This window comes from Dolichospermum sp. UHCC 0315A, from assembly GCF_008121535.1.
GTDB classification, from domain to species: Bacteria; Cyanobacteriota; Cyanobacteriia; order Cyanobacteriales; family Nostocaceae; genus Dolichospermum; species Dolichospermum lemmermannii.
Genome location: NZ_CP043056.1, coordinates 2,174,076 through 2,200,398, shown reverse-complemented (window position 1 = coordinate 2,200,398; position 26,323 = coordinate 2,174,076). Strand labels below are relative to the sequence as shown.

23 protein-coding genes and 1 pseudogene are annotated in these 26,323 nt (G+C 39.4%); 11 read left to right on the top strand and 13 right to left on the bottom strand.

Translation table 11 applies throughout. The annotated features are described in order from the left end of the window. Positions 1-187: 187 nt before the first annotated feature. From btpA to BMF77_RS10755, 4 genes are all read left to right on the top strand, one after another. Positions 188-1,000 carry a photosystem I biogenesis protein BtpA gene (btpA, locus tag BMF77_RS10770; protein ID WP_015081161.1) on the top strand — a complete coding sequence of 271 codons (813 nt, stop codon included), beginning with the start codon at positions 188-190 and terminating at the stop codon, positions 998-1,000. Between the two features lie 169 nt (positions 1,001-1,169). Next, entirely contained in the window at positions 1,170-2,159 is a 990-nt protein-coding gene (locus BMF77_RS10765) for a vitamin K epoxide reductase family protein (protein WP_148762737.1), read from the top strand. Between the two features lie 349 nt (positions 2,160-2,508). Continuing rightward, a complete protein-coding gene (gene clpB / locus BMF77_RS10760) occupies positions 2,509-5,127 on the top strand; it encodes an ATP-dependent chaperone ClpB (protein ID WP_148762735.1) in 2,619 nt (872 codons plus the stop codon). Positions 5,128-5,485: 358 nt separating this feature from the next. Beyond that, the gene (locus BMF77_RS10755; RefSeq protein WP_148762733.1) at positions 5,486-6,058 is read left to right on the top strand and encodes a Uma2 family endonuclease; all 573 of its coding nucleotides are present in this window, start codon (positions 5,486-5,488) and stop codon (positions 6,056-6,058) included. Between the two features lie 347 nt (positions 6,059-6,405). Here BMF77_RS10755 and BMF77_RS26655 read toward each other — a convergent pair whose 3' ends face one another. From BMF77_RS26655 to BMF77_RS10735, 4 genes are all read right to left on the bottom strand, one after another. Further along, entirely contained in the window at positions 6,406-9,642 is a 3,237-nt protein-coding gene (locus BMF77_RS26655) for a DUF4114 domain-containing protein (protein WP_168204427.1), read from the bottom strand. A gap of 35 nt (positions 9,643-9,677) precedes the next feature. After that, complete coding sequence (locus tag BMF77_RS10745; protein ID WP_148762731.1) at positions 9,678-10,250, bottom strand: hypothetical protein; 573 nt, start codon at positions 10,248-10,250, stop codon at positions 9,678-9,680. 369 nt (positions 10,251-10,619) lie between these two features. After that, entirely contained in the window at positions 10,620-11,195 is a 576-nt protein-coding gene (locus BMF77_RS10740) for a DUF924 family protein (protein ID WP_148762729.1), read from the bottom strand. A 5-nt stretch (positions 11,196-11,200) separates the two neighbouring features. Further along, positions 11,201-11,767: an SRPBCC family protein gene (locus BMF77_RS10735; protein WP_015081166.1), complete on the bottom strand. Its 567-nt coding sequence runs from the start codon at positions 11,765-11,767 to the stop codon at positions 11,201-11,203. A 373-nt stretch (positions 11,768-12,140) separates the two neighbouring features. Between BMF77_RS10735 and BMF77_RS10730 the strand changes: the two genes are divergently transcribed. Continuing rightward, a complete protein-coding gene (locus BMF77_RS10730; protein ID WP_148762727.1) occupies positions 12,141-12,335 on the top strand; it encodes a hypothetical protein in 195 nt (64 codons plus the stop codon). Positions 12,336-12,550: 215 nt separating this feature from the next. Here BMF77_RS10730 and BMF77_RS10725 read toward each other — a convergent pair whose 3' ends face one another. Then, the gene (locus BMF77_RS10725; RefSeq protein ID WP_148762725.1) at positions 12,551-13,156 is read right to left on the bottom strand and encodes a DUF4360 domain-containing protein; all 606 of its coding nucleotides are present in this window, start codon (positions 13,154-13,156) and stop codon (positions 12,551-12,553) included. Positions 13,157-13,482: 326 nt separating this feature from the next. Between BMF77_RS10725 and rd the strand changes: the two genes are divergently transcribed. The 3 genes from rd (at position 13,483) to lpxD (ending at position 16,035) form a co-directional block, all read left to right on the top strand. Further along, positions 13,483-13,647: a rubredoxin gene (rd, locus tag BMF77_RS10720; protein ID WP_148762723.1), complete on the top strand. Its 165-nt coding sequence runs from the start codon at positions 13,483-13,485 to the stop codon at positions 13,645-13,647. A gap of 36 nt (positions 13,648-13,683) precedes the next feature. Continuing rightward, positions 13,684-14,925 (top strand): NAD(P)/FAD-dependent oxidoreductase, encoded by a 1,242-nt coding sequence (locus BMF77_RS10715; RefSeq protein ID WP_148766910.1) that lies wholly within the window; start codon positions 13,684-13,686, stop codon positions 14,923-14,925. Positions 14,926-15,000: 75 nt separating this feature from the next. Beyond that, entirely contained in the window at positions 15,001-16,035 is a 1,035-nt protein-coding gene (gene lpxD / locus BMF77_RS10710; RefSeq protein WP_148762721.1) for a UDP-3-O-(3-hydroxymyristoyl)glucosamine N-acyltransferase, read from the top strand. Positions 16,036-16,099: 64 nt separating this feature from the next. Here lpxD and BMF77_RS10705 read toward each other — a convergent pair whose 3' ends face one another. The 3 genes from BMF77_RS10705 to tnpA all read right to left on the bottom strand — a co-directional run bounded on the left by BMF77_RS10705 (position 16,100) and on the right by tnpA (position 18,078). Beyond that, on the bottom strand, positions 16,100-16,504 hold the full coding sequence (locus BMF77_RS10705; protein ID WP_148762719.1) for a biopolymer transporter ExbD: 405 nt from the start codon (positions 16,502-16,504) through the stop codon (positions 16,100-16,102). Beyond that, a complete protein-coding gene (locus BMF77_RS10700) occupies positions 16,504-17,142 on the bottom strand; it encodes a MotA/TolQ/ExbB proton channel family protein (RefSeq protein ID WP_148762717.1) in 639 nt (212 codons plus the stop codon). The genes BMF77_RS10705 and BMF77_RS10700 overlap by 1 nt, the downstream gene beginning before the upstream one ends. Positions 17,143-17,673: 531 nt before the next feature. Beyond that, the gene (tnpA, locus tag BMF77_RS10690; RefSeq protein ID WP_039202577.1) at positions 17,674-18,078 is read right to left on the bottom strand and encodes an IS200/IS605 family transposase; all 405 of its coding nucleotides are present in this window, start codon (positions 18,076-18,078) and stop codon (positions 17,674-17,676) included. Positions 18,079-18,154: 76 nt separating this feature from the next. Here tnpA and BMF77_RS10685 point away from each other — a divergent pair, with 76 nt between their 5' ends. Then, positions 18,155-19,660 carry an RNA-guided endonuclease TnpB family protein gene (locus BMF77_RS10685; RefSeq protein ID WP_148762715.1) on the top strand — a complete coding sequence of 502 codons (1,506 nt, stop codon included), beginning with the start codon at positions 18,155-18,157 and terminating at the stop codon, positions 19,658-19,660. Positions 19,661-19,690: 30 nt separating this feature from the next. Here BMF77_RS10685 and BMF77_RS10680 read toward each other — a convergent pair. Then, positions 19,691-20,017 (bottom strand): annotated as a pseudogene (locus BMF77_RS10680) (class I SAM-dependent methyltransferase); the annotation flags it as partial. Positions 20,018-20,111: 94 nt separating this feature from the next. Between BMF77_RS10680 and hemH the strand changes: the two are divergent. Next, positions 20,112-21,278 carry a ferrochelatase gene (gene hemH / locus BMF77_RS10675; RefSeq protein WP_148762713.1) on the top strand — a complete coding sequence of 389 codons (1,167 nt, stop codon included), beginning with the start codon at positions 20,112-20,114 and terminating at the stop codon, positions 21,276-21,278. A 26-nt stretch (positions 21,279-21,304) separates the two neighbouring features. On the opposite strand, the gene BMF77_RS10670 is transcribed toward hemH, so the two are convergent. Beyond that, on the bottom strand, positions 21,305-21,844 hold the full coding sequence (locus BMF77_RS10670; RefSeq protein WP_015081175.1) for a DUF4126 domain-containing protein: 540 nt from the start codon (positions 21,842-21,844) through the stop codon (positions 21,305-21,307). Positions 21,845-22,006: 162 nt separating this feature from the next. After that, the gene (gene purB, locus BMF77_RS10660) at positions 22,007-23,302 is read right to left on the bottom strand and encodes an adenylosuccinate lyase (RefSeq protein ID WP_148766908.1); all 1,296 of its coding nucleotides are present in this window, start codon (positions 23,300-23,302) and stop codon (positions 22,007-22,009) included. Positions 23,303-23,957: 655 nt separating this feature from the next. Between purB and BMF77_RS10650 the strand changes: the two genes are divergently transcribed. Then, a complete protein-coding gene (locus tag BMF77_RS10650) occupies positions 23,958-25,376 on the top strand; it encodes a sensor histidine kinase (RefSeq protein WP_148762711.1) in 1,419 nt (472 codons plus the stop codon). Here the strand turns inward: BMF77_RS10650 and BMF77_RS10645 are convergent. Together BMF77_RS10645 and BMF77_RS10640 are read right to left on the bottom strand one after the other, a co-directional pair. Then, positions 25,351-26,004, bottom strand: a complete 654-nt coding sequence (locus BMF77_RS10645) for a hypothetical protein (RefSeq protein WP_148762709.1) — start codon at positions 26,002-26,004, stop codon at positions 25,351-25,353. The genes BMF77_RS10650 and BMF77_RS10645 overlap by 26 nt on opposite strands. Before the next feature lie 115 nt (positions 26,005-26,119). Beyond that, complete coding sequence (locus BMF77_RS10640; protein ID WP_015081180.1) at positions 26,120-26,314, bottom strand: NAD(P)H dehydrogenase subunit NdhS; 195 nt, start codon at positions 26,312-26,314, stop codon at positions 26,120-26,122. Positions 26,315-26,323 lie beyond the last annotated feature (9 nt).

Below are 26,323 nucleotides of genomic sequence, written 5' to 3'. Positions count from 1 at the left end.
GACGGGACACAAGCCCCGTCCTTCCAGGACGGCTTTATGTTAAAATTTGGTCATAGTCGCCATAGGGCATTGGGAGACTTTAAACGGACATGGAGGGACGATAAGACCACTTGTGGCGTGTTCTGGCGAAGTGTCAAGAGTCACCGCACCTTCATGTCGGTGAGTATGTCAAAAATAAATTAAAGCCGTGGATTTACATCAGTTATTTAAAACCCGAACACCAATTATTGGCGTAGTACATCTGCTACCTCTTCCGACTTCAGCCCGTTGGGGAGGTAGTCTCAAAGCAGTGATTGACCGTGCCGAACAAGAAGCCACAGCCCTTGCTAGTGGAGGGGTAAATGGGATAATCGTTGAGAATTTTTTCGATGCCCCTTTTACCAAAAATCAAGTTGATCCAGCCGTTGTCAGTGCGATGACTGTGGTTGTTCAACGCATCCAAAATCTAGTAACTGTGCCTATAGGGTTAAATGTGTTACGTAATGATGGCAGAAGTGCGATCGCTATTGCTAGTTGCGTTAATGCCCAGTTTGTCAGAATTAATGTTCTCACGGGTGTGATGGCAACTGACCAAGGATTAATTGAGGGGGAAGCTCATCAATTACTGCGATATCGGCGAGAATTAGGATCTGATGTGAAAATTTTTGCTGATGTTTTGGTAAAACACGCTCGTCCTTTAAGTTCTCCTCATCTCACTGTTGCTGTTAAGGATACTATTGAACGAGGTTTGGCTGATGCGGTAATTTTATCTGGTTGGGCTACTGGTAGTCCTCCTGACCAAGAGGATTTGGAACTGGCTAGTAATGCTGCTGCTGGTACTCCTGTTTTTATTGGTAGTGGTGCAAGTTGGGAAAATGTGGGTACTTTGTTACAAGCCGCAGACGGGGTGATTGTTTCCAGTTCTCTGAAACGTTATGGTCAAATTCAGCAACCGATAGATCCGATTCGCGTCAGTCAATTTGTCGAAGCTGCCCGCAGACCTCTATTGTCTAAACTATGATTCTTTTGATTTCAGTGATTAGAAATTGTCTAAACTATGATTCTTTTGATTTCAGTGATTAGAAATTGTCTAAACTATGATTCTTTTGATTTCAGTGATTTAGATGATTATGAGGATCTTTAGACTCTCTTCCCCAGTCCCCAGTCCCCAGTCCCCAATCACCAATATTATGATTCGTCGTCGTTCTACTCCTTGGATTCATAAATGGTCACGTCCGGCGATCGCAACCATCGCTGGATTTGGTATCCTGAATACAGGTTATCTCACTTTTGAAAAGCTGACCGGCAGCACTCCGGTTTGTACTACAGCAGAAAATGTTAAGGGTTGTGTGGATGTCCTTTCTAGTCCTTGGGCTACGTTTTTAGGTCAACCATTACCTTTGTTTGGTTTGTTGGCATACATTGGGATGTTGATATTCGCTTTAGCTCCCTTAGCCTTGAACACAGGGGAAAATCACAAAAGTCAGAAACAACTGGAAAATTTGACTTGGTGGTTGCTGTTTGTGGGAGCGATCGCTATGTCAGTTTTTAGTGGATACTTAATGTATGTCCTGGCATTTCAACTCAAAGCTATTTGTCCTTACTGTATTGCCTCTGCCTTATTTGCATTAACCATGTTAGTGTTAACTGTTACAGGTAAGGATTGGGAAGATATTGGACAACTTTTATTTACGGCTTTGATTGTGGCAATGGTAACGCTAATTGGGACTTTAGGAGTTTATTCTCAAGTCAGCCCATCAGGTAATATTACTGAATCAACTGATGGTAAACCCACAGCAATTACCTTTACTCCTAAAGAACAACCAAATCCTCAATTTGGCTGGGAAATTACCACTAAATCTGGTGAAGCGGAGATTGCTTTAGCTCAACATCTTGTTAAAGTTGGTGCTAAGGAATATGTAGCTTATTGGTGTCCACACTGTCACGAACAGAAGCTACTTTTTGGCAAAGAAGCTTATACAATCATTAGTGAAAGTTCTACAGTAGAATGTGCTGGTGATAGTCCCAAAGGTAAACCAGAATTATGTAAAGCTGCAAAAATCGAAGGTTTCCCAAGTTGGGTTATTAATGGTAAAATCTATAGCGGAGTGCAGACTCTAGAGGAATTAGGAAAGATCACTGGTTATACAGGTCCGAAAAACTTTAAATATTTCCGCTAGAGATCAGACTACATCCAAAAAATCAATAATTAAGCATCGAGTGTGGGAGTTTAGCACAATGCTAAACCCCTACTAAGTATTTACGTAAAATTTAGATTAGATATTAATTATTGTATTTAAATAAATATACGGTTTTGGCTACTTATTCATGTTTGACATTAATTTTAAATTAAAGCCTGTCGCCCAGAAGATGTAAGTCACAGTAAGTTTTATAGAACGGAATACAGCAACAGTTATCTGAGATTGGGCAATAATACTACATATTAAAGACGTGAAGACCGATCTAGCTATTAGCCCAGATATTTTTACAATGATCGTATTAGACAGTAGTTTGTTATTCTAAAAGTTTATGCAGCCGACCAACCCTGATCAATTTACAGAAAAAGCCTGGGAAGCGATCGCTCATACGCCCGATGTCGCTAAACAGTATCAGCAACAGCAGCTAGAAAGTGAACATCTGATGAAAGGGTTGCTGGAACAGGAAGGACTGGCCAGCGCGATTTTCACCAAAGCTGGTACAAATTTGCAAAAAGTTCGAGATCGCACGGAGCAATTTATCCAACGTCAACCCAAAGTATCGGGGACTAGTGCTTCTGTTTATTTAGGACGCAGCTTAGATACATTATTAGATCGGGCAGAAAAATATCGTCAAGAATTTAAAGACGAATTTATTTCTATTGAACATTTGCTGTTAGCTTACGCCAAAGATGATCGGTTTGGCAAGAGTTTACTGCAAGAATTCGGTTTAGATGAAACCAAACTCAAAAATATTATTAAAGAAATTCGGGGGAAACAAAAAGTGACTGACCAAAATCCAGAAGGTAAATATCAATCACTGGAGAAGTATGGACGTGATCTCACAGAAGCCGCTCGCAAAGGTCAATTAGACCCCGTAATCGGTCGTGATGATGAAATTAGACGGACAGTACAAATTCTCTCCCGCAGAACCAAAAATAACCCGGTTTTAATTGGTGAACCTGGCGTAGGGAAAACGGCAATTGCGGAAGGTTTGGCACAGCGCATTGTAGCGGGTGATGTTCCCCAATCTCTCAAAGATCGTAAACTCATTAGTTTAGATATGGGGGCTTTAATTGCGGGAGCAAAATTCCGAGGTGAATTTGAAGAACGTCTCAAAGCCGTATTAAAAGAAGTCACCGAATCTGGTGGGAATATTGTATTGTTTATTGATGAAATTCATACCGTTGTCGGTGCAGGTGCAAGCCAAGGAGCTATGGATGCGGGAAATTTATTAAAACCAATGTTAGCACGAGGTGAATTACGCTGTATTGGGGCGACGACTTTGGATGAATACCGCAAATATTTGGAAAAAGATGCCGCTTTAGAAAGACGCTTTCAACAAGTTTATGTAGATCAGCCCAACGTTCAAGATACAATTTCCATTTTACGCGGTTTGAAAGAACGTTATGAAGTCCATCACGGGGTGAGAATTTCTGATAGTTCTCTCGTCGCTGCGGCCACTCTCTCTAATCGTTATATTAGCGATCGCTTTCTGCCCGATAAAGCCATTGATTTAGTAGATGAAGCCGCTGCTAGACTCAAAATGGAGATTACCTCCAAACCCGAAGAACTGGACGAAATAGATCGGAAAATCCTGCAATTAGAAATGGAAAAACTCTCTTTACAAAAAGAAAGTGATCCTGCTTCCCGTGAACGTTTAGAAAGATTAGAAAAAGAACTCGCTGACCTCAAAGAAGATCAAAGAACCCTTAGCACACAATGGCAATCCGAAAAAGGGATTATCACCAAAATTCAATCAATTAAAGAAGAAATTGACCGAGTTAATTTAGAAATTCAACAAACCGAAAGAGACTACGATCTTAACCGGGCTGCGGAATTAAAATATGGCAAATTAACAGACTTACATCGGCAATTACAAGCCGTAGAAACTGAACTTTCCCAAACTCAAAAAACCGGAAAATCACTATTACGCGAAGAAGTTACAGAAGCCGATATTGCCGAAATCATTTCTAAATGGACAGGCATTCCCCTGAATAAATTAGTCGAATCAGAAAAAGAAAAACTCCTGCATTTAGAAGATGAATTACATCACCGGGTTGTCGGTCAACATGAAGCCGTTACCGCTGTCGCAGATGCCATTCAACGTTCTCGCGCTGGACTTTCTGACCCCAACCGTCCCATTGCGAGTTTTGTCTTCCTCGGTCCAACTGGTGTCGGTAAAACCGAACTAGCGAAAGCCCTAGCTGCTTATATGTTTGATACAGAGGAAGCTTTGGTGCGGATTGATATGTCCGAATATATGGACAAACATAATGTTTCCCGTTTAATCGGTGCGCCTCCTGGCTATGTCGGTTATGAAGAAGGAGGACAATTAACCGAAGCCATTCGTCGTCGTCCCTACGCAGTGATTTTATTTGACGAAATCGAAAAAGCCCACCCCGACGTATTTAATATTTTCCTGCAAATCCTTGATGATGGTAGGGTGACAGATGCCCAAGGTCGCACAGTAGACTTTAAAAATAGTATTATCATCATGACCAGTAACATCGGTTCTCAATATATCCTAGATATATCTGGAGATGATACTCGTTACGATGAAATGCGTAATCGTGTGATGGAAGCAATGCGAAGTAGTTTCCGGCCAGAATTCTTAAACCGTTTGGATGAATTGATTATTTTCCACAGTTTACAAAAATCGGAATTGCGGAATATTGTTCAGTTACAAGTAGATAGGTTAAAACAAAGATTAACTGACCGGAAAATATCTTTGAAATTATCTAGTTCTGCCCTTGACTTTTTAGCCGAAGTCGGGTATGATCCCGTTTTTGGGGCAAGACCATTAAAACGAGCAATTCAAAGAGAATTAGAAACCCAAATAGCCAAAGCCATTTTACGCGGTGATTTTAGCGACGGTGACACCATTTTTGTAGATGTCCAAAATGAGCGTCTTGCCTTTAATCGCTTACCCGCAGAAGTGTTTACAGGTTAGATTTGAGAGTCCCTTCAAGCCAGGGAATAAATTCCCTGTCTAAAAGCTAAAGTCGGTTAAAACCGACTACTTTGGCATAAAATAAATAGGATGATTTTTGATTTTGAGTTAGAGGTTGTTTGAAAAGTATTATATCAAACCCGTAATCTCCAAAAACCTAACCCCCCTACCCCCCTTCCCTGCAAGGGAATGGGAGTTTTAAAGCCTCTCCCCTTGCAGGGGAGAGGTTTGGAGAGGGGTCAGTCTATACATTCAAAACTTTTCAAACATCCTCTTAACCAGAGTGGATTTTAACGCACTTTAGCTAAATTGGTAAAGACTTGACAATAATTTGAGAATTATTAAAAAAGGAAAAATTATGCAATCTCCTCTTTACTTTTTCACTGTCGAAGAATATCTAGAATTAGAACAATCTAGCGATATTCGTCATGAATATTTTGCTGGTGAAGTCTTTGCTATGGCTGGAGGTAGTAAAGAACATAATATAATATCTGGAAATGTTTACTCGCTTTTACGTTCTGGGTTACGGGGTAGTTCCTGTAATGTTTTCATGTCAGACATGAAAGTGAAAATAAATTTAGCCAATGATAATAAAACTATATTTTACTATCCTGATGCGATCGTTAGTTGCGACACTGAAGATCAAGACCGTTATTTTTTGAATTACCCTTGTTTAATTATCGAAGTGCTGTCACCAAGTACAGAAACTATAGATAGACGGGAAAAACTGGTAAATTATCGCAGTTTAGCAAGTTTGAAAGAATATGTTTTAATTTCTCAAAATGAAATCAAGATAGAAGTTTATCGTCAAGATGAAAAAGGAAATTGGACTATACAAATTTTGATTAATCGTGATGATAAATTACATTTAGATTCCGTTGGTTTGATTCTAGAAATGGCAGAAATATATGAAGATATTATCAATATTTAATTGTTTAATTTAGTTAGAGAAAAAATAGCAGATAGATTAAATAGACCACAATTCAGACAGAAACTTCTAATGAAGAAAATATCCCAACCTGTAGTACAAGCGTAGGGGTTTAGCAGTGCTAATAGGTGTCAACTTAAGTTAAAAATGGCTTATCTGTTTGCTTCCACACCCGCCCAGAAATGAATTTCCGGGCTAATAGCCAAAGTAAACTAAAGTTTACTCAAAAATTTTTGGGTTATTTAGTCATCTTTAGATGACTTTTGCTATTAGACTGGGAATTCATTCCCAGTCGGGATATGGGTTTTACGTTAAGTTGACACCATTAAGCAGTACTAAACCCCTACCCGCTAAACGACAGTCAAATTTACTTTGACAATAATATCATTGTAATCCTTATCTCCCCCACCTGCTAAATCTTCAAAACCAAAGACGTTATTTCCTAACAAACGAATGTGATCTACCTTATCACTATTAGCTCCTAAATAGGCAAAGTAAGCTTGGTCAACTTGTCCATTCAGAACTTGATCTACTGTCCGACCATTAGTAAGAATAAACGGTGCAAAAATACTTCCTCCTGTCAATATTTTATCTGTGAAAGAGGCAGTTACTTGGTTATCAACTCTGAGGTCAATTCCCGCTACACGACTCTTTATAGCTGCTTGAGCATAACCTGCTTCACCAGGACGGAAATCAACTGTACCATTGCCATCAACATCAATGCCACCATTTTCATCTGCTACTTTATAAAAGCCGACGAAGTTGTTAAAAGCAGCTTCTCTATTAACAGTAAAATCAGCCTTTACATCTTGGGTTATACCTCTTAAATCAAGAACTTCTCCTTGTTGCTTTCCTTGTAGATTTGTACCCAAAGGTAATGAGTCGTCGGTGGATTTAATATTAACTACCAAATCTTTGAAGTCAGTATTATTATTAGATCCATCTTTCCAAGCTAAGGAGAAACCATCAGTACCTAAGTCGGTAATTTTTTGGCGGGAGAGGTCAGAGAAAAGTATGTCTGAAGTGGGGGTAATTCCATTTTGGACGCTATCAATTGTACCGTTTTTCACTAATAAGAATCTCAGGTTATTGCCCGATTCAAATTCTATTAGGCTTGTAAGGTTGTTGATATCAAATCCATTGGGGACATTAGCAATAGTTGAGAAAATCACTTTTGATTTGTTCAAAGCTGCTTGGGTATAACCTGTTTCCCCTGGAGCAATGCCATTTATTTTCCCTTGGGCATCGTCAACTGTAAATACACCCAGTTCATTGACTAGATTAGAATTACGTCCTGCGAGGTTGACTTGAAGTTTTGGTGTGTTACCAGAAATTGTAAAGATGTCATCAGCAATTTTGCCGAGGCTAAGGGTACGTTGTAAAGATCCAGTGATGTCAACGGTTACTGTTGCGGTGTCGAAATTCCCATTACCGTCACCAACAGTATATTCAAAAGTATCAAAATCTGTTGCTTCGGGTGCTAACAAATCAAACTGTCCATTAGGATCATAAGCAAGAGTTCCTGCGTCAGTGAGGCTAACAATAGCTCCTGATGATAAAGTCACCTTATCGCCCAAGGAGATATCGCTATTGTTGATTTTAGTAATCGTTAGAGAGTCATCATTAGGATCACTGTCGTTGCTTAATACGTTAATTTCAACAGAAGTTGACGAGGTGGTGTTAGTGGTGTCTGCAATGGCAATAGGGGCTTGAGCAGATTGTTTGAGCGCATCAATCAAGACAGAAACCACTTGTGAAGCATCCGCCGCCTGAAAGTTTTTGCCACCGGTTGCATTGGCAAGTTTTGTAAAATCGGCCGCTGCTGATGGATCATTCCCAATAAGAACACTGAAAATTTCGACTGGAACGATGATTGGAGAGCCTGTAGCATCGGCAGATAATACAGAGAAACTGGTAACAGAGAGTCCGTCTGTGGGGTTAGTGGTTTGGACATCACTGGCAAGCAAAGACCTTGCAGAAACTGATACATCAAGATTTGCAGCTAGTTGAACGACTTGATCAAAAAGGTCGGTATCTTTAGCTGGTGCATCACCAAATAGGATGATCCGTCTTGCATTTGCTTCTTTTCGCCATTCACCTGCACCGCCAGATAAGGCGCGAATGAGTCCAGCATTAACAACTTCGGGAAAGTCACCACCACCACCAACTGAGATGCTGTTGATGGCTTGGAGGGCTGCGGTTTTGCGATCTTCGATTTTCGGCTGATCTGTGAAGGAAAGAAAGGTATTTGTAGTGGGATCGTTATAACCAACTACGGCGATCCGAGAGTTAAGAAAGCTATCAAAGATGGAGTTGATAATGTCGCCTGCACTGGCTTTAACCGCATCAATATCATCAAACATACTGCCAGTCGTATCAATGACAAAGGCGATATCTTGCCCTGGTCTGAGGTCAACTGAATCTTGCCCTGGTCTGAGGTCAACTGATTTATCGGAAAAGATTGCGGTTTCAATGTTTGTAAGAGTGTCAGAGCCGTCTCTATCGCTCACTTTGTCAGTAATTTTGACAGATTTGTTGGACAGAAACTCGATATCATAATCAGACCTAGCACCTTGATACCTGGATTCGTCTTTTCCATCTCCTCCATCAATAGTATCGTTCCCTGCTCCACCACTAAGGGAATCATTACCATCATTGCCTCTTAGCCAATCTTCACCCTTTCCACCAAGTAGCTTATCATTGTATTGAGCTCCGAAGATATTATCTGATCCCGTTCCACCAAGAATAACTACACCATTATCTTTATATGAAATTAGGGTTGGATAATATTGTAGATAGGCAGGGCTAATCAGTAAATCATTTCCTGGTTGTCCATACATGATGGGTTTATTCCCGTCAAGAAATTTGGTAACACCTCCTGTAAATAAATTCGCTAACAATGTATCCATATCTGGTTTCAGCTTAAAAATATTTAAACTCCCCCAAGATGACATTTTTGCCAGATCATTGTCGAATGCAGTTTTATCATATAAAACCCCAGTGAGAGAACCCGTAAAATTAATATTTACTGTTCGACCAATATTTGACGGATCAACACGCTCTTGAAGATAAGGATTACCTATGGCTGCAATTATCCCTCCTCCTACAAAATCAAAATTTTCTTGATAATCAACTATACGTGGTTCAATTGAAAATTTCTCTATTCGTTTTTTTCCATCTGGTTCAACAATAAATACTGCATCATCGGAAATCTGAAATGATTGAGAGTTCCATATATAAACTCGCTCTGCATAATCATCAACATTATCTTGATAATCAGTATGCCCCATGTCCCATCCAAAGTTCGTTATCCCAAATTTAGCTGCTAACTGTTGCTTAGTATAAGTTCCAGTAGGGATTGTCGGATCGAAAAAACCTGGATCGAAAAATTTTTTTACAAGCTCAAACTGCGCTCCTACTGCAAACCTGCCAACTCTTTTCATAAAATCATTTTTGTCTACTTCAACTGAAGTTGGCACAGGTAGTGTTGCAGGACGAATCAGTTTATCATCAACAAGATTACTAGGAGTTGATTTAGTTCCATACAAATACAAATTGGTAATTTCTGCTGGTGTTAAATTTGCCATGATGACCCTCCATTATTAATTTTACATTTTACGTTTTACCATCGGATTGCACCACAATTTTGTGGTGCATTTTCAAACTTAATTATTTTTGATTTTTGACTACCTTTATCATCCAGATAACGGACTTCAAAATTAAGAACTATGGCATCACCAGAATTATATCCAGTGATGCGATCTAAAAAATTAGCCGGTGGAAGGTCATATCCTCCCCCAGGATTTACTTGGCAGCAATTCGGATTTTTTTGGATAAATTCCTCAAAATTATCGTACCTAATTTGCCTATAATACTGAGTTCCTTTATCTACGGTTTCTATTGGGATACGTTCCCTATTGTTTTGATAATTGAATGCCATCTGAATTTTTTCTTTGTCACTTAGATAGCGCATTTGCTTAAAGCAAAATTTTGAATAATTTAGACCAAAATACAAAGTAGTAACGGATACTATTGTACTACAGACAGTTGTTAGCCAAAATCTAAGAGTCATACTTGTTGCTAATTTTTTAGCATAAGAAGAGGTAGAGCCAAATAATATTGAGATTGAGATTGAGATAGATAGTAATACATTGATTTGTGGTGAAAATACCACAAAAATAGGGTTGTTTGTCAATTTTTGATACAAAAATACAAAAAATGGTAGCTAGAATAACTAGACTACAATCCAGTGTATTCAATAACACAAAACCCAAGTGATTTTAAAAGTTTATCAAACCCATGTCATCTATCTAAAGACGTAGATTAAAAGATTTTTAGTAAAATTAAGCACGATTTATAGAAAGCAGCGCACTAAAAAAGGGAGTTGTGGAAATAACCCCCTGACTTAATGCTTTGTGACTGGACAAATTAAAACGTTTACTGGCAGATATGCAAACAAAGATTTCTTAGGAGGCTACTGTATGCTACGGAAACACATACTCACAGAGAATTAACAGTTTCAAACCCACATAGAGTGCGGGGGTTAATTAACCCAGTCCCCAACTTAAAATGAAGAACCAGGTTCTTCCAAAAATTCCTCTTCTTCTGGAGTAGAGATCCGTCCTAAAATGGCGTTACGATGGGGAAAACGACCAAATCGGGCAATTATTTCCTTGTGTCGAAAAGCTGATTCAATCGCTTTTGCACTGTAGGGATCATGACTAAGTTGTTGAAATAGCTTAATGCACTTGCGTTGATCAATCGGGTCTTCACTGTGTTCAAAGGGTAAATATATGAACCAGCGTTGCACAGCCAATAATTTTCTATCATAGCCTTTGTTTGTGGCGTGTTGCGCTAATGACAGTGCTTCCCAGTCCGTTGCAAAGGCTTGTGGGGTATCACGAAACATATTTCGGGGAAATTGATCTAGTAACAGAATTAAAGCTAGACAGGTTTCTGGTGAATTCATCCAATCATGCAAATATCCGGCTACCGCTTGTTGGTAATCTTCCAGAAAAAGGTCGCGGACTTTAGCATCGAAATTCGGTTGTTTTTCAAACCAAAATGGTTGAATTTTCCCGTAGTTTGGGTCATTAGGATGACCAAACCAAAAATCCAAAATAGTTGTTACCTGTGACATTGCTATTATTGATGATTACAAAGCACCTGTCGCATTTTACATAGATTTGCTGGTAACTCCAAATTCATTGCCTGTTCAATAAAAATTGAGGGAATGGGAATATTGGGAGTGGCTTGTACCGTATAAGCTAAGAGAGTACCATTACCCATATCTTTAAGTTCTAACTTGGCGTGAAAATCTGTAAATGAGCCTTTTTCCATCTGAAAGTGGATTTGCTGTCCTAATACTTCCACCACAGTCAGATAAATTTCTACTTGGGCTGTAAAAAATAAAAAAGCTTTTTGTGCCGCTTGATACAGCCGTTTAACATCACCTCTGGATATAACTTCGCTTTTGGTAACATCGGGAAAATATTGTACCCAACGGGGGTAATCTGTAATTTGTTGCCAGACATGGGATCTAACTAGTGGTACATACATACAAGCGGTAACAGCACCGCCCCAGTTAGTATGAGAGCGAATTTCTGTGAAGACTTCTCCCTGAATGAGTAATCTTTGCTGATCTTGATTCCAAAGGGTATCTAATAGAGGTAGCTTGGCGTAAGCGACATTTTTAAGATTTGAGGTTGACATATATAATGCAGATATAGTGATTTTGGTAACTTTTTAAGTGATTAACCTTGATGATTTCATTGAGTTTAACTCACTTAATTCTAATTACAGTTCAATTTATGGAGTTTTCGCAGATAATTAGTCTCAAGTTCATTTTCAATAATAGTACCTTAGCCATTTCTTGTAGCGTCTTGATTGTCAAGCGATAGCGCAACCCAACGCATTTGTTGGGTTATGGCTCCACCACACTATGGCTAACGCCTCCCTTGAGGGATACATGAACGTGCCTCAATCCAACCTACGAATCAAGGCTTTTTTCAATTTGGCGAAGGTATTGCAATAATGAAATTATGATTGCTACATCCAGTATAAATTAGGTTTGAGAAAAAATATAATGACTCAATCATCTTTAAATGGAAAATTAATCCAGGGTTTTGGGATTCTTTTGGGTATGAGTGTATCCTTGTTTGTACTCAGAGGCTTGGGTATTCTTACTTTCTTTCCTGGGGGTGTAATTGTTTTACTGTTCTTTGGAGCGATATCTTTGGCAATTTTCAGTTACTTTCAACGAAGATGGTGGCGTTTTTAACTATCGAGGACTTACGCACTAGACAAATTAGATATCATTTCCGGCATATTACTAGGTGCTTCAAATGGCAAAACTTTGTTAATTGTGGGCAAATTATCGGGTATGATGCACCCGACAAGAGATAAAATCCACAATACATCTTTTGTCAAATTTGTCAATACGTAAGTCCTATGATCATCAAATCCCCGCTTTTTCAAGCGAGGAGTCAGTATTAATTACCGACACTGACGATATTTCACGTGGTAAACTAAACCGCGATGGGCGAGATCAAAAGAGTCAACAGTGGCCATCCCTTGACCACTAGCGATCATCGCAGCATTCACCCGCATATTTACACTATCACCACAGGCTGACCAGACATCACCTACAGTCACTAATTTATCTCGAACGTTGTACTCAGTTTCCCCTCTAAAGGTTCTAGAAAAGACGGGGCCACGCTGACCAGCAAAAAAGTATTCTGCTCTTAGTTTCCCCGTTGTACCGGGAGCAACATAGCCCCGATAATCAGCATCGTAGAGGGAAATTTGAAACCCTTGGGGTACTTGAATCGGAATGCTCAAATTACAGCTTTTGCGTGCTTCTGATGATTTATTTCCCAGAGCGATAAATTGATCAAATAGAATACTTAGCTCTTGACCATCGGGACTAACGTTGACACTAGCAGATCCTTCAGGGCAACCATTACCACCATATCCTGCACCTACGATTTTAACTTTGCTGTCAGCAAAGGCAGGCCCGACAGAAGCTATCATCAGTGCAGCGGCAGCTAGAGAAGCTTGTACAAACTTGATAGATTTATTCTGGAAATTTTGATGATTCATAACTTATGTGTTTTGAGTATTTTCAGTAGTCTTATTACAAATGTCAACGGTCGAAGGAAAGTTGTTGTTAAGTAATTGGACAAAATAATTACACAAAAATTTGCTCTGAAATCCTTTAGTAATTAAGGATTGGCAGATAATTAATATGTAATTAATTTTGTCTGATTACTTATCACAACCTTATGAACATCAAGGCTGACGTTAGGGTGAATTTGTTCCCTTAAAACCAAATTAGCAAACAAACTTAACTTTTTCTATCATTCTCATTCAGCAACCCCAACTGTCACAGATTAATGTTTTTGAATTAATTATTAAGGTGTATAAAAATGACGAAATATATATGTAAGGTTTGTGGTTATATCTATGACCCAGAAGCAGGTGATGAAGATAGTGGTATAGCACCAGGAACAGCTTTTAAAGATATTCCAGATCATTGGGATTGTCCAGTTTGTAGTGCCCAAAAAGATGACTTTGAGTTATACGAAGAGTAATATGGATGGATATTACAGAAACTTTTGATTTTGAAGTTGTTACCCTTGCAAATTGTAGTTATTGGTGGTGGGGCGGCGGGATTCTTTGGTGCGATCGCTTGTGCTGAAGCTAATCCTCAAGCCCAGGTTACTTTAATCGAAGCTAGTCGTCAACCTTTGGCGAAAGTTCTCATTTCCGGTGGAGGACGTTGTAACGTTACTCATGCTTGTTTTGAACCCAAAATTTTAGTTCAGAATTATCCTAGAGGTGGTAAAGCCCTGCTGGGTGCATTTACCCGGTTTCAACCTCTAGACACCATAGCTTGGTTTACGGAACATGGGGTGAATATAAAAACGGAAGCTGACGGCCGGATGTTCCCAATTACAGATCGGGCAGAAACCATTGCTGAATGTTTAATTAAGGCGACTTTTGATGCCAAAATAGAACTTTGTATTGGCACACCTGTTACCGCTGTCACTCGTAAAAATGCCGGGTTTGAAATTCTGCTCAAATCGGGAGAAACGAAAGAATGCGATTGCTTACTTTTGGCTACAGGTAGCAGTTTAGCAGGTTATAAAATCGCTAGAGAATTAGGTCATGACATCCAACCCCCTGTACCTTCTTTGTTCACCTTTAATATTGCAGATCCTCAACTGCGGGAATTAGCAGGAATTAGTGTTAATTCTGTAAATCTGCGCTTACCTGGGACTGGAAAAACCCCATTCCAACAAACAGGCCCCTTGTTAATTACCCATTGGGGTGTGAGTGGTCCAGCAGTATTGAAACTTTCGGCTTGGGGGGCGAGAATTCTCAATGAAAACCGCTATCAACATAAATTATTGATTAATTGGTTGCCAGATTTATCCCAAGAGGAAGTGAGACAAAAACTTTTAACAGTCAAAGCTGAATGGGGACAAAAAGCGATCGCCCTCCATCGTGGTGTAGACTTACCTCATCGGCTTTGGCAATATATTATCAATCGTACCCATATTCCCACAGAAGAACGTTGGGCAACCATCTCCAACAAAACCCTAAATCAACTAGTCCTAGAAATCTCCCAAGGAGAACACCTAATTACAGGTAAAGGCGCATTTAAAGAAGAATTTGTCACCTGTGGAGGAGTCAACCTCAAAGAAGTCAACTTCAAAACAATGGAAAGTAAAATAGTCCCCGGCTTGCATTTTGCCGGTGAGATATTAGATATTGATGGTGTTACAGGTGGCTTTAACTTCCAAAGTGCTTGGACAACAGCCTACTTAGCCGGTCAATCCATGACAAAATCAACAGAAGATAACTAATTTCTTCCTTTGCGCCTTTGCTCCTTTGCGTCTGGGCGCGAAACAAAAATCTATAAATCGTGTTAGCAAATCAATATGAAATTTAGTGAAATTCTCAATCAACTGGGTGATTATATTACCCAAAGTAGCCTTGACACTGATTTAGAAATTACTGGAGTTGCAGCCATAGACGAAGCGACATCTGGAACTCTCAGCTATATAGAAGGCTCTAAATTTGCTTCATTGCTCAATTCTACCAGTGCGAGCGCTGTAATTTTACCCCCAGATGAAAAATTGCAGAATCAAGTCACAGAAAAGGGGATTGCTTGGTTAACAACGAAAGAACCAAGACTGGTGTTTGCAAAAGCGATCGCTCTTTTTTATCAACCCTACCGTCCTAGTCCCGAAATTCACCCCAGCGCGGTCATTCACCCCACCGCCAAAATTGGTGATGATGTTTATATTGGCGCTCATGTTGTCATTTCTGAAGCTGTGGAAATTGGCAATTATGCCATTATTCATCCCAATGTTGTCATTTATCCAGAAGTCAAAATAGGCGATCGCACTACCTTACACGCTAATTGTACCATCCACGAACGCAGCCAAATCGGTGCAGATTGCGTTATTCATAGCGGTGCTGTCATTGGTGCAGAGGGATTTGGCTTTGTGCCTACCCGCACCGGTTGGTTTAAAATGGAACAATCAGGCTATACAGTTTTAGAAGATAGGGTAGAAGTAGGTTGTCATACAGCCATAGACCGTCCCGCTGTGGGGGAAACCAGGGTGGGCAAAGATACTAAAATTGATAATTTAGTCCAGATAGGACATGGTAGTCAAATTGGGGCTGGTTGTGCCATAGCAGGTCAAGCAGGCATGGCCGGAGGGGTAAGACTAGGAAATCGGGTAATTTTAGCTGGACAGGTGGGAATTGCCAATCAAGCTAAAATCGGGGATGGGGCGATCGCTTCGGCTCAAGCCGGTGTTCACGGCGATATTCCACCGGGAGAGATTGTTTCCGGTAGTCCAGCCGTACCTCATAAACTATACCTCAAGGCGGCAGTAATTTATAATCGCTTGCCAGAAATATATCAATTCTTTAAACAATTAAAACGCAAATCAGGTGATGAATAATTGTCATTAAAGAATGAGATTCCGTTTCTACCCCCACGCAGTTGCTACTCTGATCACTAACCTGTTAAGGTGCTTGTGTCGCAATTGCTAATTTTGCTCCTCTTACCTGCCGCACCCGATCCATCACTATCACCACTTGACCATGAGTAGCACTTTGATCAGCATTAATAATCACTACCACTTCCGTATTTTTGCCCATTAATTCCTGTACCTTTACTGGTAAAGTTTCCAGAGTTACTGGCTGGCGATTTAAACTCACATTCCCTGCTGAATCTACAGTAACGGTAATTGGTGCGGCTGATGATTGGGCTTTGGCTGTTGCTGCTTTAGGTAAATTAACTGGCAACTCTTCAGAACGATGTAAAAATAAAGTGGACATAATGAAAAATGTCAAAATCGCAAAAATGACATCAATCATCGGCACAATATTAATCTGGGCTGGTAAATCTGGTTCATCTGGTAGACGCATTATGATTTATCCCCTCTTTCATACTGGTGACGATAAACTAATTCTAATTGCCCACCATATTCTTGAATCCAGGCAATTTGTCGTAAATACATTCCCCGAAAGCTATTCGCAAAAAACAAGGTAATAATAGCTACAACTAATCCCGATGCTGTGGATACTAAGGCTTCACTAATCCCAGAAGTGACACCAGCGGTTTTTGTCCCACCGACATCACCAATATTTAATGATGCAAAAGAGCCAATCAAACCCAAAACTGTCCCTAATAATCCCAGCAAGGGGGCTAAACCAATAATTGTATCAAAGATATTTTGAAACCTTTTTAATAACGGGATTTCTGCCTGGGCCTCACTTTCTAAAGCCAAGCGGAATTCCTCTGGGTTGGGTTCTTCCAATTCTAAAGCCGCTAGAAAAATTCGCGCAATCGGTAAATCAGCATTTTTGTGTAGTATATCTAGAGAGGTAACTACATTACCTTGACGATAAAAACTTAACACCTGCTTGACTACGCGATTCTGACGGCCACTAATTCCTATCCAAAACGTAATCCGTTCCAGAATAAGAGTGATTCCTAAAACGGAAAAAAATAGCAGTGGCCACATAACTACGCCACCGGCTTTGAATAAGTTACTAATTTCCATTGACTCTTTTACTAATTCTTGATACAGCTAGATTAACAGATTTTCAAGAAGAGCAAGTCTAGGCGATTGCTATGGCAGAGTGTATTTGTGGTATGATTTTTTCAACTGAATATTGGTACTGATGTTCTCAATGTTCAAAAAAATAAAAAAATTTCTTTTTTTGGGGTCAAAACCTATTGACTTTATTTTCTCGGCGTGATATTTTGATAATGGGAATGTGTGCCTAAATAAAAATTTTGCTTATGTCCAATTATAATGATATAACTATATTACCACATTTAGCCCGCCCCGCACCCTCAAAATAAAAAATTTTTTCAAAAAAACTTATTTAAAAATAGCAAATCAATAATTTAAACTTATGAATTAGCACAAGAAACTCAAATCATCTTCCTGCCCTGAATCACCTGTAAACTTCCACCAGCATATAAACTAGGTTCTCCCACCAAAAGGATTGCGGGAAGGCTGGGAGCCGCGTCTCTTTAGGGCGCGGGGGAAAGCCTACCCGTGCGGTTTTAACCGCTTCCAATATTCTCAACCATGATGCGGGTCATTAATATATCTTTCTATTGTGTCGGCGGCAACATTCCCCGCAGTTGAAAAGAAATAGCTACTAGTCCAAAGTGACGGTAGCTTTTTTAATTCTGGAAACTCTTTTCTTAGATAATTAGATGAGCGTCCTTTAAATGCTTTAACTACCTGAAATATTGCATCGGTTGGATGAATCTCTACAAATAAATGAATATGATCTGGCGCAACTTCTAACGCACGAATATTCCAGTCTTTTTCAATAGCTAATGCCGAAAATATCTCAAAAATCCTATCTCTGATTTTCCCAACAAGTACCTTCTTTCGGCGTTTAGGTATCCAGACTAGATGAATCACGCTCAACCCGACAGCGTGATTATAATGCCGATATTCATAAGAACTTTTTTTCATAGATTTTAGCTATTGACTTCCTTTTAATTGTAGATTAACATGGTTATATCGTCAATCACATCAACAAAATAAACCTGTGCAAATACGCTGGAGATTCAAGCTAAAACCGAATATTGGGCAACAAGCCTTAATGTCTGAGTGGCTTGTTACTTTGCGGAAACACAGAAATTATTGCCTGGCAGAACGTCAGCGCGGTTTTGAAACTAATAACCAGAAATCAGATGAGTCCGTGATGTACTATTATGGTGCATTTTCAGACTTAGATAGTCGAATTGAATATGGTTCTTACTGTCCTTTGACTTGCCCCGTCGTTAAGCATGGTGTAATGTCCTCTGGGTTAACAAAGAACAGTAAAAAGCATGGTTTGATTTGGGGTAATGCGAATGATATTCAAAGTAAAAGAACAACTGAATTGCGTTCTGAGTCTGAATGGTATAGCCGAATTAATTCAGATGTTTTACAAGGTAATTTAGGTAAATTAGATATTGCTTATACCGGATTTTTTCAACACAAAAGGGGTTTCCCTGCGTTCCGTAAAGCAGCTAACTTTAAAACTTTTCAATTCAAGCCAGGACAAGTAAAATTAACTGTTAATCGTGAATCTAATCAGCCAAGATGCTATTCCCATGCCTACTTTCCTGGACTGGGGACTATGCGCTATTTTGATAGTCGGACTATTCCAGTAGATGCTGATATTAGAACGGTGACAGTGATTAAAGAAGCTGACGGATGGTACATGAGTATATTACTCAATTTACCTGAATCTCTACCTGAAGTCACAGAAATTGAAACCGTCAAATCAGCAGTAGGTCTTGATGTAGGAATTAATAAATTAATTTCTTTGTCGGATGGTTCGTTTATTGAAAACCCTAAATTTGCAACTAATAAAAAAGTTCGCCGTCAATTAAGAATTAGACAACGCCGAGTTAACCGCAAAGTTAAAGGTTCTAACAATCGCAAAAAAGCCGGGAAAATAGTTGCCAAGCTACATAAAAAAATTGCAGATAAACGGAATGATCATCAATGGAAAGCAGCCGATAAAGTTGTTAACACCGCTGAGGCAATTGTCCAAGAGGATATAAATGTTTTGGCTATGAAGTCCTGCTGCAAACCCAAAAAGCAGCAAGGACGATTTATGGCTAATGGTCAATCTGCAAAACGTGGATTAAATCGCTCTATTTCTGATGCAAGTTGGGGCGAATTATTTTCTAAGATTGCTTGGCTGGCATTGAAGTCTGGTAAGCCAGTATTATCCGTTAATCCTAAATTTACTTCTCAAGAATGTTCGGCTTGTCATCATATTAGTAAAGCCAATAGAGATGGCGAAAAGTTCATTTGTGAAAATTGTGGTCATATTGACCATGCTGATACTCAGGCTTCTCGGACAATTTTACGAAGAGCTAATTTAAATTTTGTCAGCAAAGACATTAAAAACCTACCGGGGGACTCTCGGAAAGTTACGCTTGTCAGAGATGATTCTGCCAGTAATGGCAAACAGGATCAGGGCAAGAACCGTACATCTAAGGTAATACCTGAAAAGCGGATATTATTCGAGCAGTTGTCTTTACAATTATTCGATTAAGAATCCCCGCATCTTTAGACCGGGGAGTGTCAAATCAAATAAATTATCTGCAAAAGGCATATCCTCAGCAAACGCTTCTATATACCTAGCATTTGGGACATTTTTCTGCGCTCGCTGGATAGATAATGGGGAAGCATCCAAGCCAGTGACATTTTCCGAAAAATTCACTAAAAATCTGGTTACTTGACCACTACCACAGCATAAATCTAAAATCTGAGTATCCGATTGCAGTTTTAAATTTTGTAAAGCCAGTTGACGAAACCGGGGTTCACCACCCACAGTCACAGCCGCTAACCGGGAGATGCCATCATATAGCCATTGGTATCTGTAACTTAAATCTCTAAAAATTGTGGCCATTGTTTTTTTTCCTGCCGATAAAGCTTTATATTTAATAAAGATATATTGTTAACATTAGTGAAAAATCTGTAAGGATTGGGGGAAAGTAACTGCTATGGGTCGTATAGGGGTATTATTACTTAATCTCGGTGGTCCCGACAAACCAGAAGATGTCGGACCGTTTTTGTATAATCTGTTTTCTGATCCAGAAATTATCCGCTTACCGTTTCGCTGGATGCAAAAACCTCTAGCTTGGTTTATTGCTACGCGTAGAGAAAAAACATCTCAAATAAATTATCAGCAAATCGGCGGCGGTTCTCCATTGCGACGGATTACAGAAGAGCAAGGAGCAGCCATTAAAGCTCAGTTAGGTGAATTAGGACAAGAAGTTAATATCTACGTGGGAATGCGTTATTGGCATCCTTACACAGAAGAAGCGATCGCCCAAATTACTCAAGATAACCTTGATAAATTGGTAATTCTCCCGCTTTACCCCCAATTTTCCATCAGCACCAGCGGTTCTAGTTTCCGGTTATTAGAACAACTATGGAAGGAAAACCCCAAACTCCAAAGTCTTGAGTATACCGTTATTGACTCTTGGTACAAAGAACCAGGTTATCTGCAAGCAATGGCAGAACTTATAGTTGGCGAACTGGAGAAATTTCCCCGTCCTCAGGACGTGCATATCTTCTTTAGCGCCCATGGTGTACCTAAAAGCTATGTAGAGGAAGCCGGCGACCCCTACCAGCAAGAAATTGAGGAATGCACCGACTTAATTATGCAAACCCTCAACCGTCCCAATCCCCACACCCTAGCTTATCAAAGTCGTGTTGGTCCTGTTGAATGGCTAAAACCTTATACAGAAGATGCACTGAACGAACTCGGTGTAAAAGGTGTGAAAGATTTAATAGTTGTCCCCATTAGTTTTGTTTCCGAACACATCGAAACCCTACAAGAAATTGACATTGAATATCGAGAAATAGCGGAAGAAGCAGGAATACACAACTTCGGACGTGTCCCTGCGCCCAACACCAATCCGGTATTTATTAAAGCCCTATCCGACTTGATCATTGATGCTCTCAAACAACCTGACCTGAAACTCTCTCAAGTCACCCAAATGAAAAAAAGGGTAAAAATGTATCCCCAAGAACGTTGGGCATGGGGAATAACCACCAGTGCCGAAGTCTGGAATGGTCGGATAGCCATGCTAGGATTTATCGGGCTAATTATTGAGTTAGTTACTGGTAAAGGATTACTGCACGTGGTCGGGCTTTTACATTAATCTTCATAATTGGTAATTGTCAATTATCAATTTTTACCTTTAGACCAGTCATACCAGTATTTTCCACTAAGAACAGCCAGCCAGAGGAGGATTAAAGCAATTAATCCTCCTTGAAGAGGAGCATCCACAGCAAAAAATATAAGTGTAACACACAGGACATCTTGCGTAAACACTGCCCATATTGGCAATCCACGCAAGCGATAAAACCAACCTAATAAAACTAGCTGCAATACCAAAGCTAATAAACCACCAATCAAAGCAACTAACCAACTTGGCGTGGTTATCGCTGAAGCAACAGACAAGCCCATTAAAGCTCCTACCAAGGGAGACAAAAATAAATGAACTTGCTGGACTATTCTCTGGCCAATGAGTTTTTTGGAAGCGAATAGTTCAAATAAAGACCAACTGGTGAGTAGTCCGATTAAAACATGGGGAGAAATGCGTGATAGGACTGGCATCTGCGACCAGAGTTCCTCCCCTTGGAGGATACCAATAATTAGTAAAGGTACACCTATTCTCATCCCAGCAGCAGCACCAGCAGATAATATAGCGAGAATTTCAATCATGGGTATATCCCCGACTTTACCAAATTAGCAAAGGTGCTTTATATTTTGAGTATAGTAATCAGCCATATATTTATTCTTCACTTTGCGACACGGAAGAAGTCAGTGGTCAGAGGGAATTGACAATTGATACCAATTACCAATTGACAATTACCAATCCTAGTTCTAAATACCCAGTCGTTGATAAACTTGTTCTAAATGCTTGAGATGATGTTGTGGATCAAAACAGGCTTCTATCTCTGCGGGTGACAAGTTTTGAGTGACGCGAGGATCTTTGCTGATTAAATCACGGAAGTTGCCTTCTGGTTTATTCCAAGCAGTGTGGGCGCTTTCTTGGACTATAGAGTATGCTTCTTCGCGGTTAAGTCCTTTGTCTATTAAGGTTAGTAATACCCTTTGACTAAAGACTACTCCCCCATAACAGTTGAGATTTCGGGCCATGTTATCAGGATAAACCAACAAGTTATTTACCAAGTTGGTGATTTCATGCAGCATGAAATGAGTCAGAATGCAAGCATCTGGTAAAATTACTCGTTCTACAGAACTGTGGGAAATATCCCGTTCGTGCCACAAAGCGACGTTTTCTAATACTGCCCCTGCATGACTTCTCACCAGTCGCGCCATCCCTGTTAACCGTTCGGAACGGATAGGATTACGCTTGTGAGGCATAGCACTAGAGCCTTTTTGCCCTTTAGCGAAAAATTCTTCAACTTCTAAAACGTCTGTTTTTTGCAAGTTGCGAATTTCTACAGCAAAGCGTTCTATGGATGCAGCGAGTAATGCTAACTGTTGCACAAAGTCTGCATGAATATCGCGGGAAATTACCTGAGTGGAAGCAGTATCGGGTTTCAGTCCGAGTTTTGCACAGGCGATCGCTTCTACACGTGGTTCAATGTTGGCGTAAGTTCCTACCGCACCGGATATTTTGCCAACAGCGATGGTTTTCTTGAGAATTTGTAGCCGTTCTTGGTGTCGTAATACTTCCGCTAACCAACCAGCTAACTTAAAGCCAAAGGTAATCGGTTCAGCGTGAATACCATGCGATCGCCCAATCATTAACGTATGCCGATGTGTTGTGGCTTTCTTACGAATGGCATCAATTACATCTTCTAGGCGTTTTAACAACAAATCCAGACTAGCAACTAATTGTAGTGATAAAGCAGTATCCAAGACATCAGAACTAGTTAAACCTAAGTGAATATAGCGTCCTGCATCACCTACATATTCATTAACATTTGTCAAAAAAGCAATGACATCATGATGGACTTCCGCCTCAATTTCTAGCACCCGCTGCGGGTCAAAATTCGCCTTAGCCTTAATTTCTTCTACTGCTGCTGCTGGAATATAACCCAGTTCTGCCTGTGCTTCGCAAACCGCGATCTCTACATCTAGCCAGGTTTTCAGCTTATAGGTTTCACTCCACAAATTGCCCATTTCGGGCAGGGTATAACGCTCAATCACATTCACAGCATCTAATACAACTGTCATATTTTACATTGAAAATTACCCACTCTTAATGCTTATCCCCACCAGATAACCGTCATATTGCAATTGAAAATTACCCCAATTCCCAATTAAAGCTACCAACTATCTTTGACACTCTCAGCGGTTTTAGCGCTCAAAACAACTGCCAATCAAGGTGTCGAAATTGCGCTTACTTTTATTGTTTTCAGTGTTTTCAGAATCCATCACTAAGCCAAGACTCGGTACGCTCCACACCCTGCCATTACTCGCTCTTTCTTGTCAATACTGCCGTTAGGACTTGAACCTAACAGTTGTTTCATAGGAGCCAGGATTTCTCCGTACTAGGATGCTTCAACACATAGATGTTTTTTATTCTTACTCACAATATAAATTTGACTTTTTATCGGCTAAATTGATTAAACTGAGAAAATTAAACCTAAAACAAGTAACATTTGCCGGAGTCTTCGCAATAATGCCAGAGACACCATAATCAAAAAAGTAGCTGCGATATTTAAGTTTGACTTAAGTGGAGTAGGTAGAGGCGCTTTAAGTGCGCCTAAGAAAGTTCTTTTGTGGACTCTTCAGAAATCCCCGCGTCTTCAGTCCGGGGAAGCTTAAGAACCAATATTAACTTCAGGTTAAGGACAAAAAAATGCTGGCTATGCATAGTATTCAGAATGCGGATCAGCTAAATCTCAAATTAGAATCAACTTTACAGGAATTACCAGTTTGGACAATTCAAATTGAAACAGATCATCCAGGTAATGAATTAGCAATGCTTTTTGAAGAAGATCCTTTGCTGCCAGGGATTATCTTGACTAAAGAGAAAAAATATGTAGGCATGATTTCTCGACGGCTATTTTTTGAACAAATGAGTCGTCCCTATGGTTTAGGACTATTTGCCGGTCGCCCTGTCGAATATCTTTATAATTTTTTACAACCTAAAACATTTATCTATCCAGAGGATACCCCAATTGTCGAAGCAACTCAAATAGCTTTAGGGCGATCGCACAAACAGGTATATGAACCACTGGTGATTACAGATCAATCTTATCAATATGGATTGCTAGATTTTCATCAGTTACTTTTAGCCAATTCCCAAATTCATGTTTTAACATTAAATCGCCTGCAAAAAGAAACAGAAAAAGCCAGAATAGCTAAGGCTGACTTTCGTGATCTTCAGCATAACTATAGCCGATTATTACAAAACGACAAAATGATTGCCTTGGGACAATTAGTAGCTGGGATTGCCCATGAAATCAATAATCCCATGAATTTTATTTATGGCAACCTCAATTATGCTGTCGAATATGTTCAAGATATACTCTACATCCTGGAAAATTATAAACAAGAATTATCCTATGCTGACGCAATATCTGAAGCTAAAGCGAAGGGAATTGAAATAGAATTTATTCTGGAAGACTTACCAAAATTACTATCTTCCATGAAAGTTGGTGCTACAAGAGTAAATGAAATTGTCTTATCTTTACGTAATTTTTCCCGATTAGATCAAGCAGAAATTAAATTTGTTGATATCCATGAAGGTATAGAGAATACATTAATAATTCTCAAACATAGTTTAAAAGCTAGACCTGAGCGGGTAGAAATTGAATTAATTAAAGAATATGACAAATTACCATTAATAAAGTGCTATGCAGGGCAACTGAATCAGGTATTTATGAATATTCTTGCCAATGCTATTGATGCTCTTTCTGAAAGTGATAATTTAATCCTAAAAACCCGTAAAAATTTGCAAATTCGGATTCGCACAGAAATAACTAATGATCATTATGTTGTTGTTCGCATTGCCGATAATGGTTCAGGCATTTCAGAAGAAGTCCAAAAACGATTATTTGACCCATTTTTTACTACCAAAGCTGTAGGCAAAGGAACAGGATTAGGATTATCAATTAGCTACCAAATTGTAGTTGAAAAACATGGTGGTGAACTTTATTGTATATCTACTCCCGGAGAAGGTTCTGAGTTTATTATCAAAATCCCAGTTGTCTCGAATCACTCAGACAAAATACAGCAAACTTCAAAGTTTATGGATGAATTTGACTCAAAATAAACCGCAACCGATCATAATCATCTTTGAGTAACATACTCAGATGTCTTCCAGCTTTAATCAACCATTCTCGGTCAGTTTTTCGTAACTGATATATTCCCCGAATAGCGGCTGCGGCCAAAGAATCTACAGGCGCACCACTAATAAAAAGTAATGTTCGTAAAAAATCTAGTTCTTCTGTAAACTGAATAATTTCTTTTGCTTGACAATGATTAACAGCTTGGTGAATTTGTGGCGGACGAGGTGGCAAATATTGATACATTTTGCTGTTATTACTATTTAGAGATTTTTCTTTAAATCCCACAATCGCTGCTCGAAATTCAGTTTTGAGCATGGAAAATATTTGGGGTTGTTCCTCACGCAAAGCTTCTAAAGATAATCCTAGTGCAACTGCCCGATGTACAGAATCAATAGGCATCGTTGTGGCATGATAAACTACGGCATAAACTTGATTACCTGATTCTTCATCTACAGCACAAACCCAACTTCCAAAAGGTGGCATTGGTGGAAAACTCAAGTCTTCTGGTTCTAAACATTGAGCCAAAAATTCTGTAGTTGTGGTTTCAATTATCTCTGCAAAGTGATGGGAATGGCGATTGTCAATAGCAAACTGTGGTAAAGGTAGACGCATAAGCAATTAAAAATTATCAATTAAAAATTAAAAATGAATAAACATATTTTCTGAAGGTGCGATTAGTCAATAGTCTTAGTGAAAAACTAATAACCACTGACTAATAACTAAATTACTATTTCCCTTTTTTCTGGATTGTAGTTTCCACGGGTTCTAATTCTGTAAGACGGAAAGTAATTATTTTATCCCAATTACCACCTTCAAACAGTACAGCTACTTTACCATCACTAACTCGTTGGACAAGTCCTTCTGACCGATAATATGTATCAGCAGGATTTTTGACGCGAACAGTTGCTCCAGGTAGGATCATCATATTTAC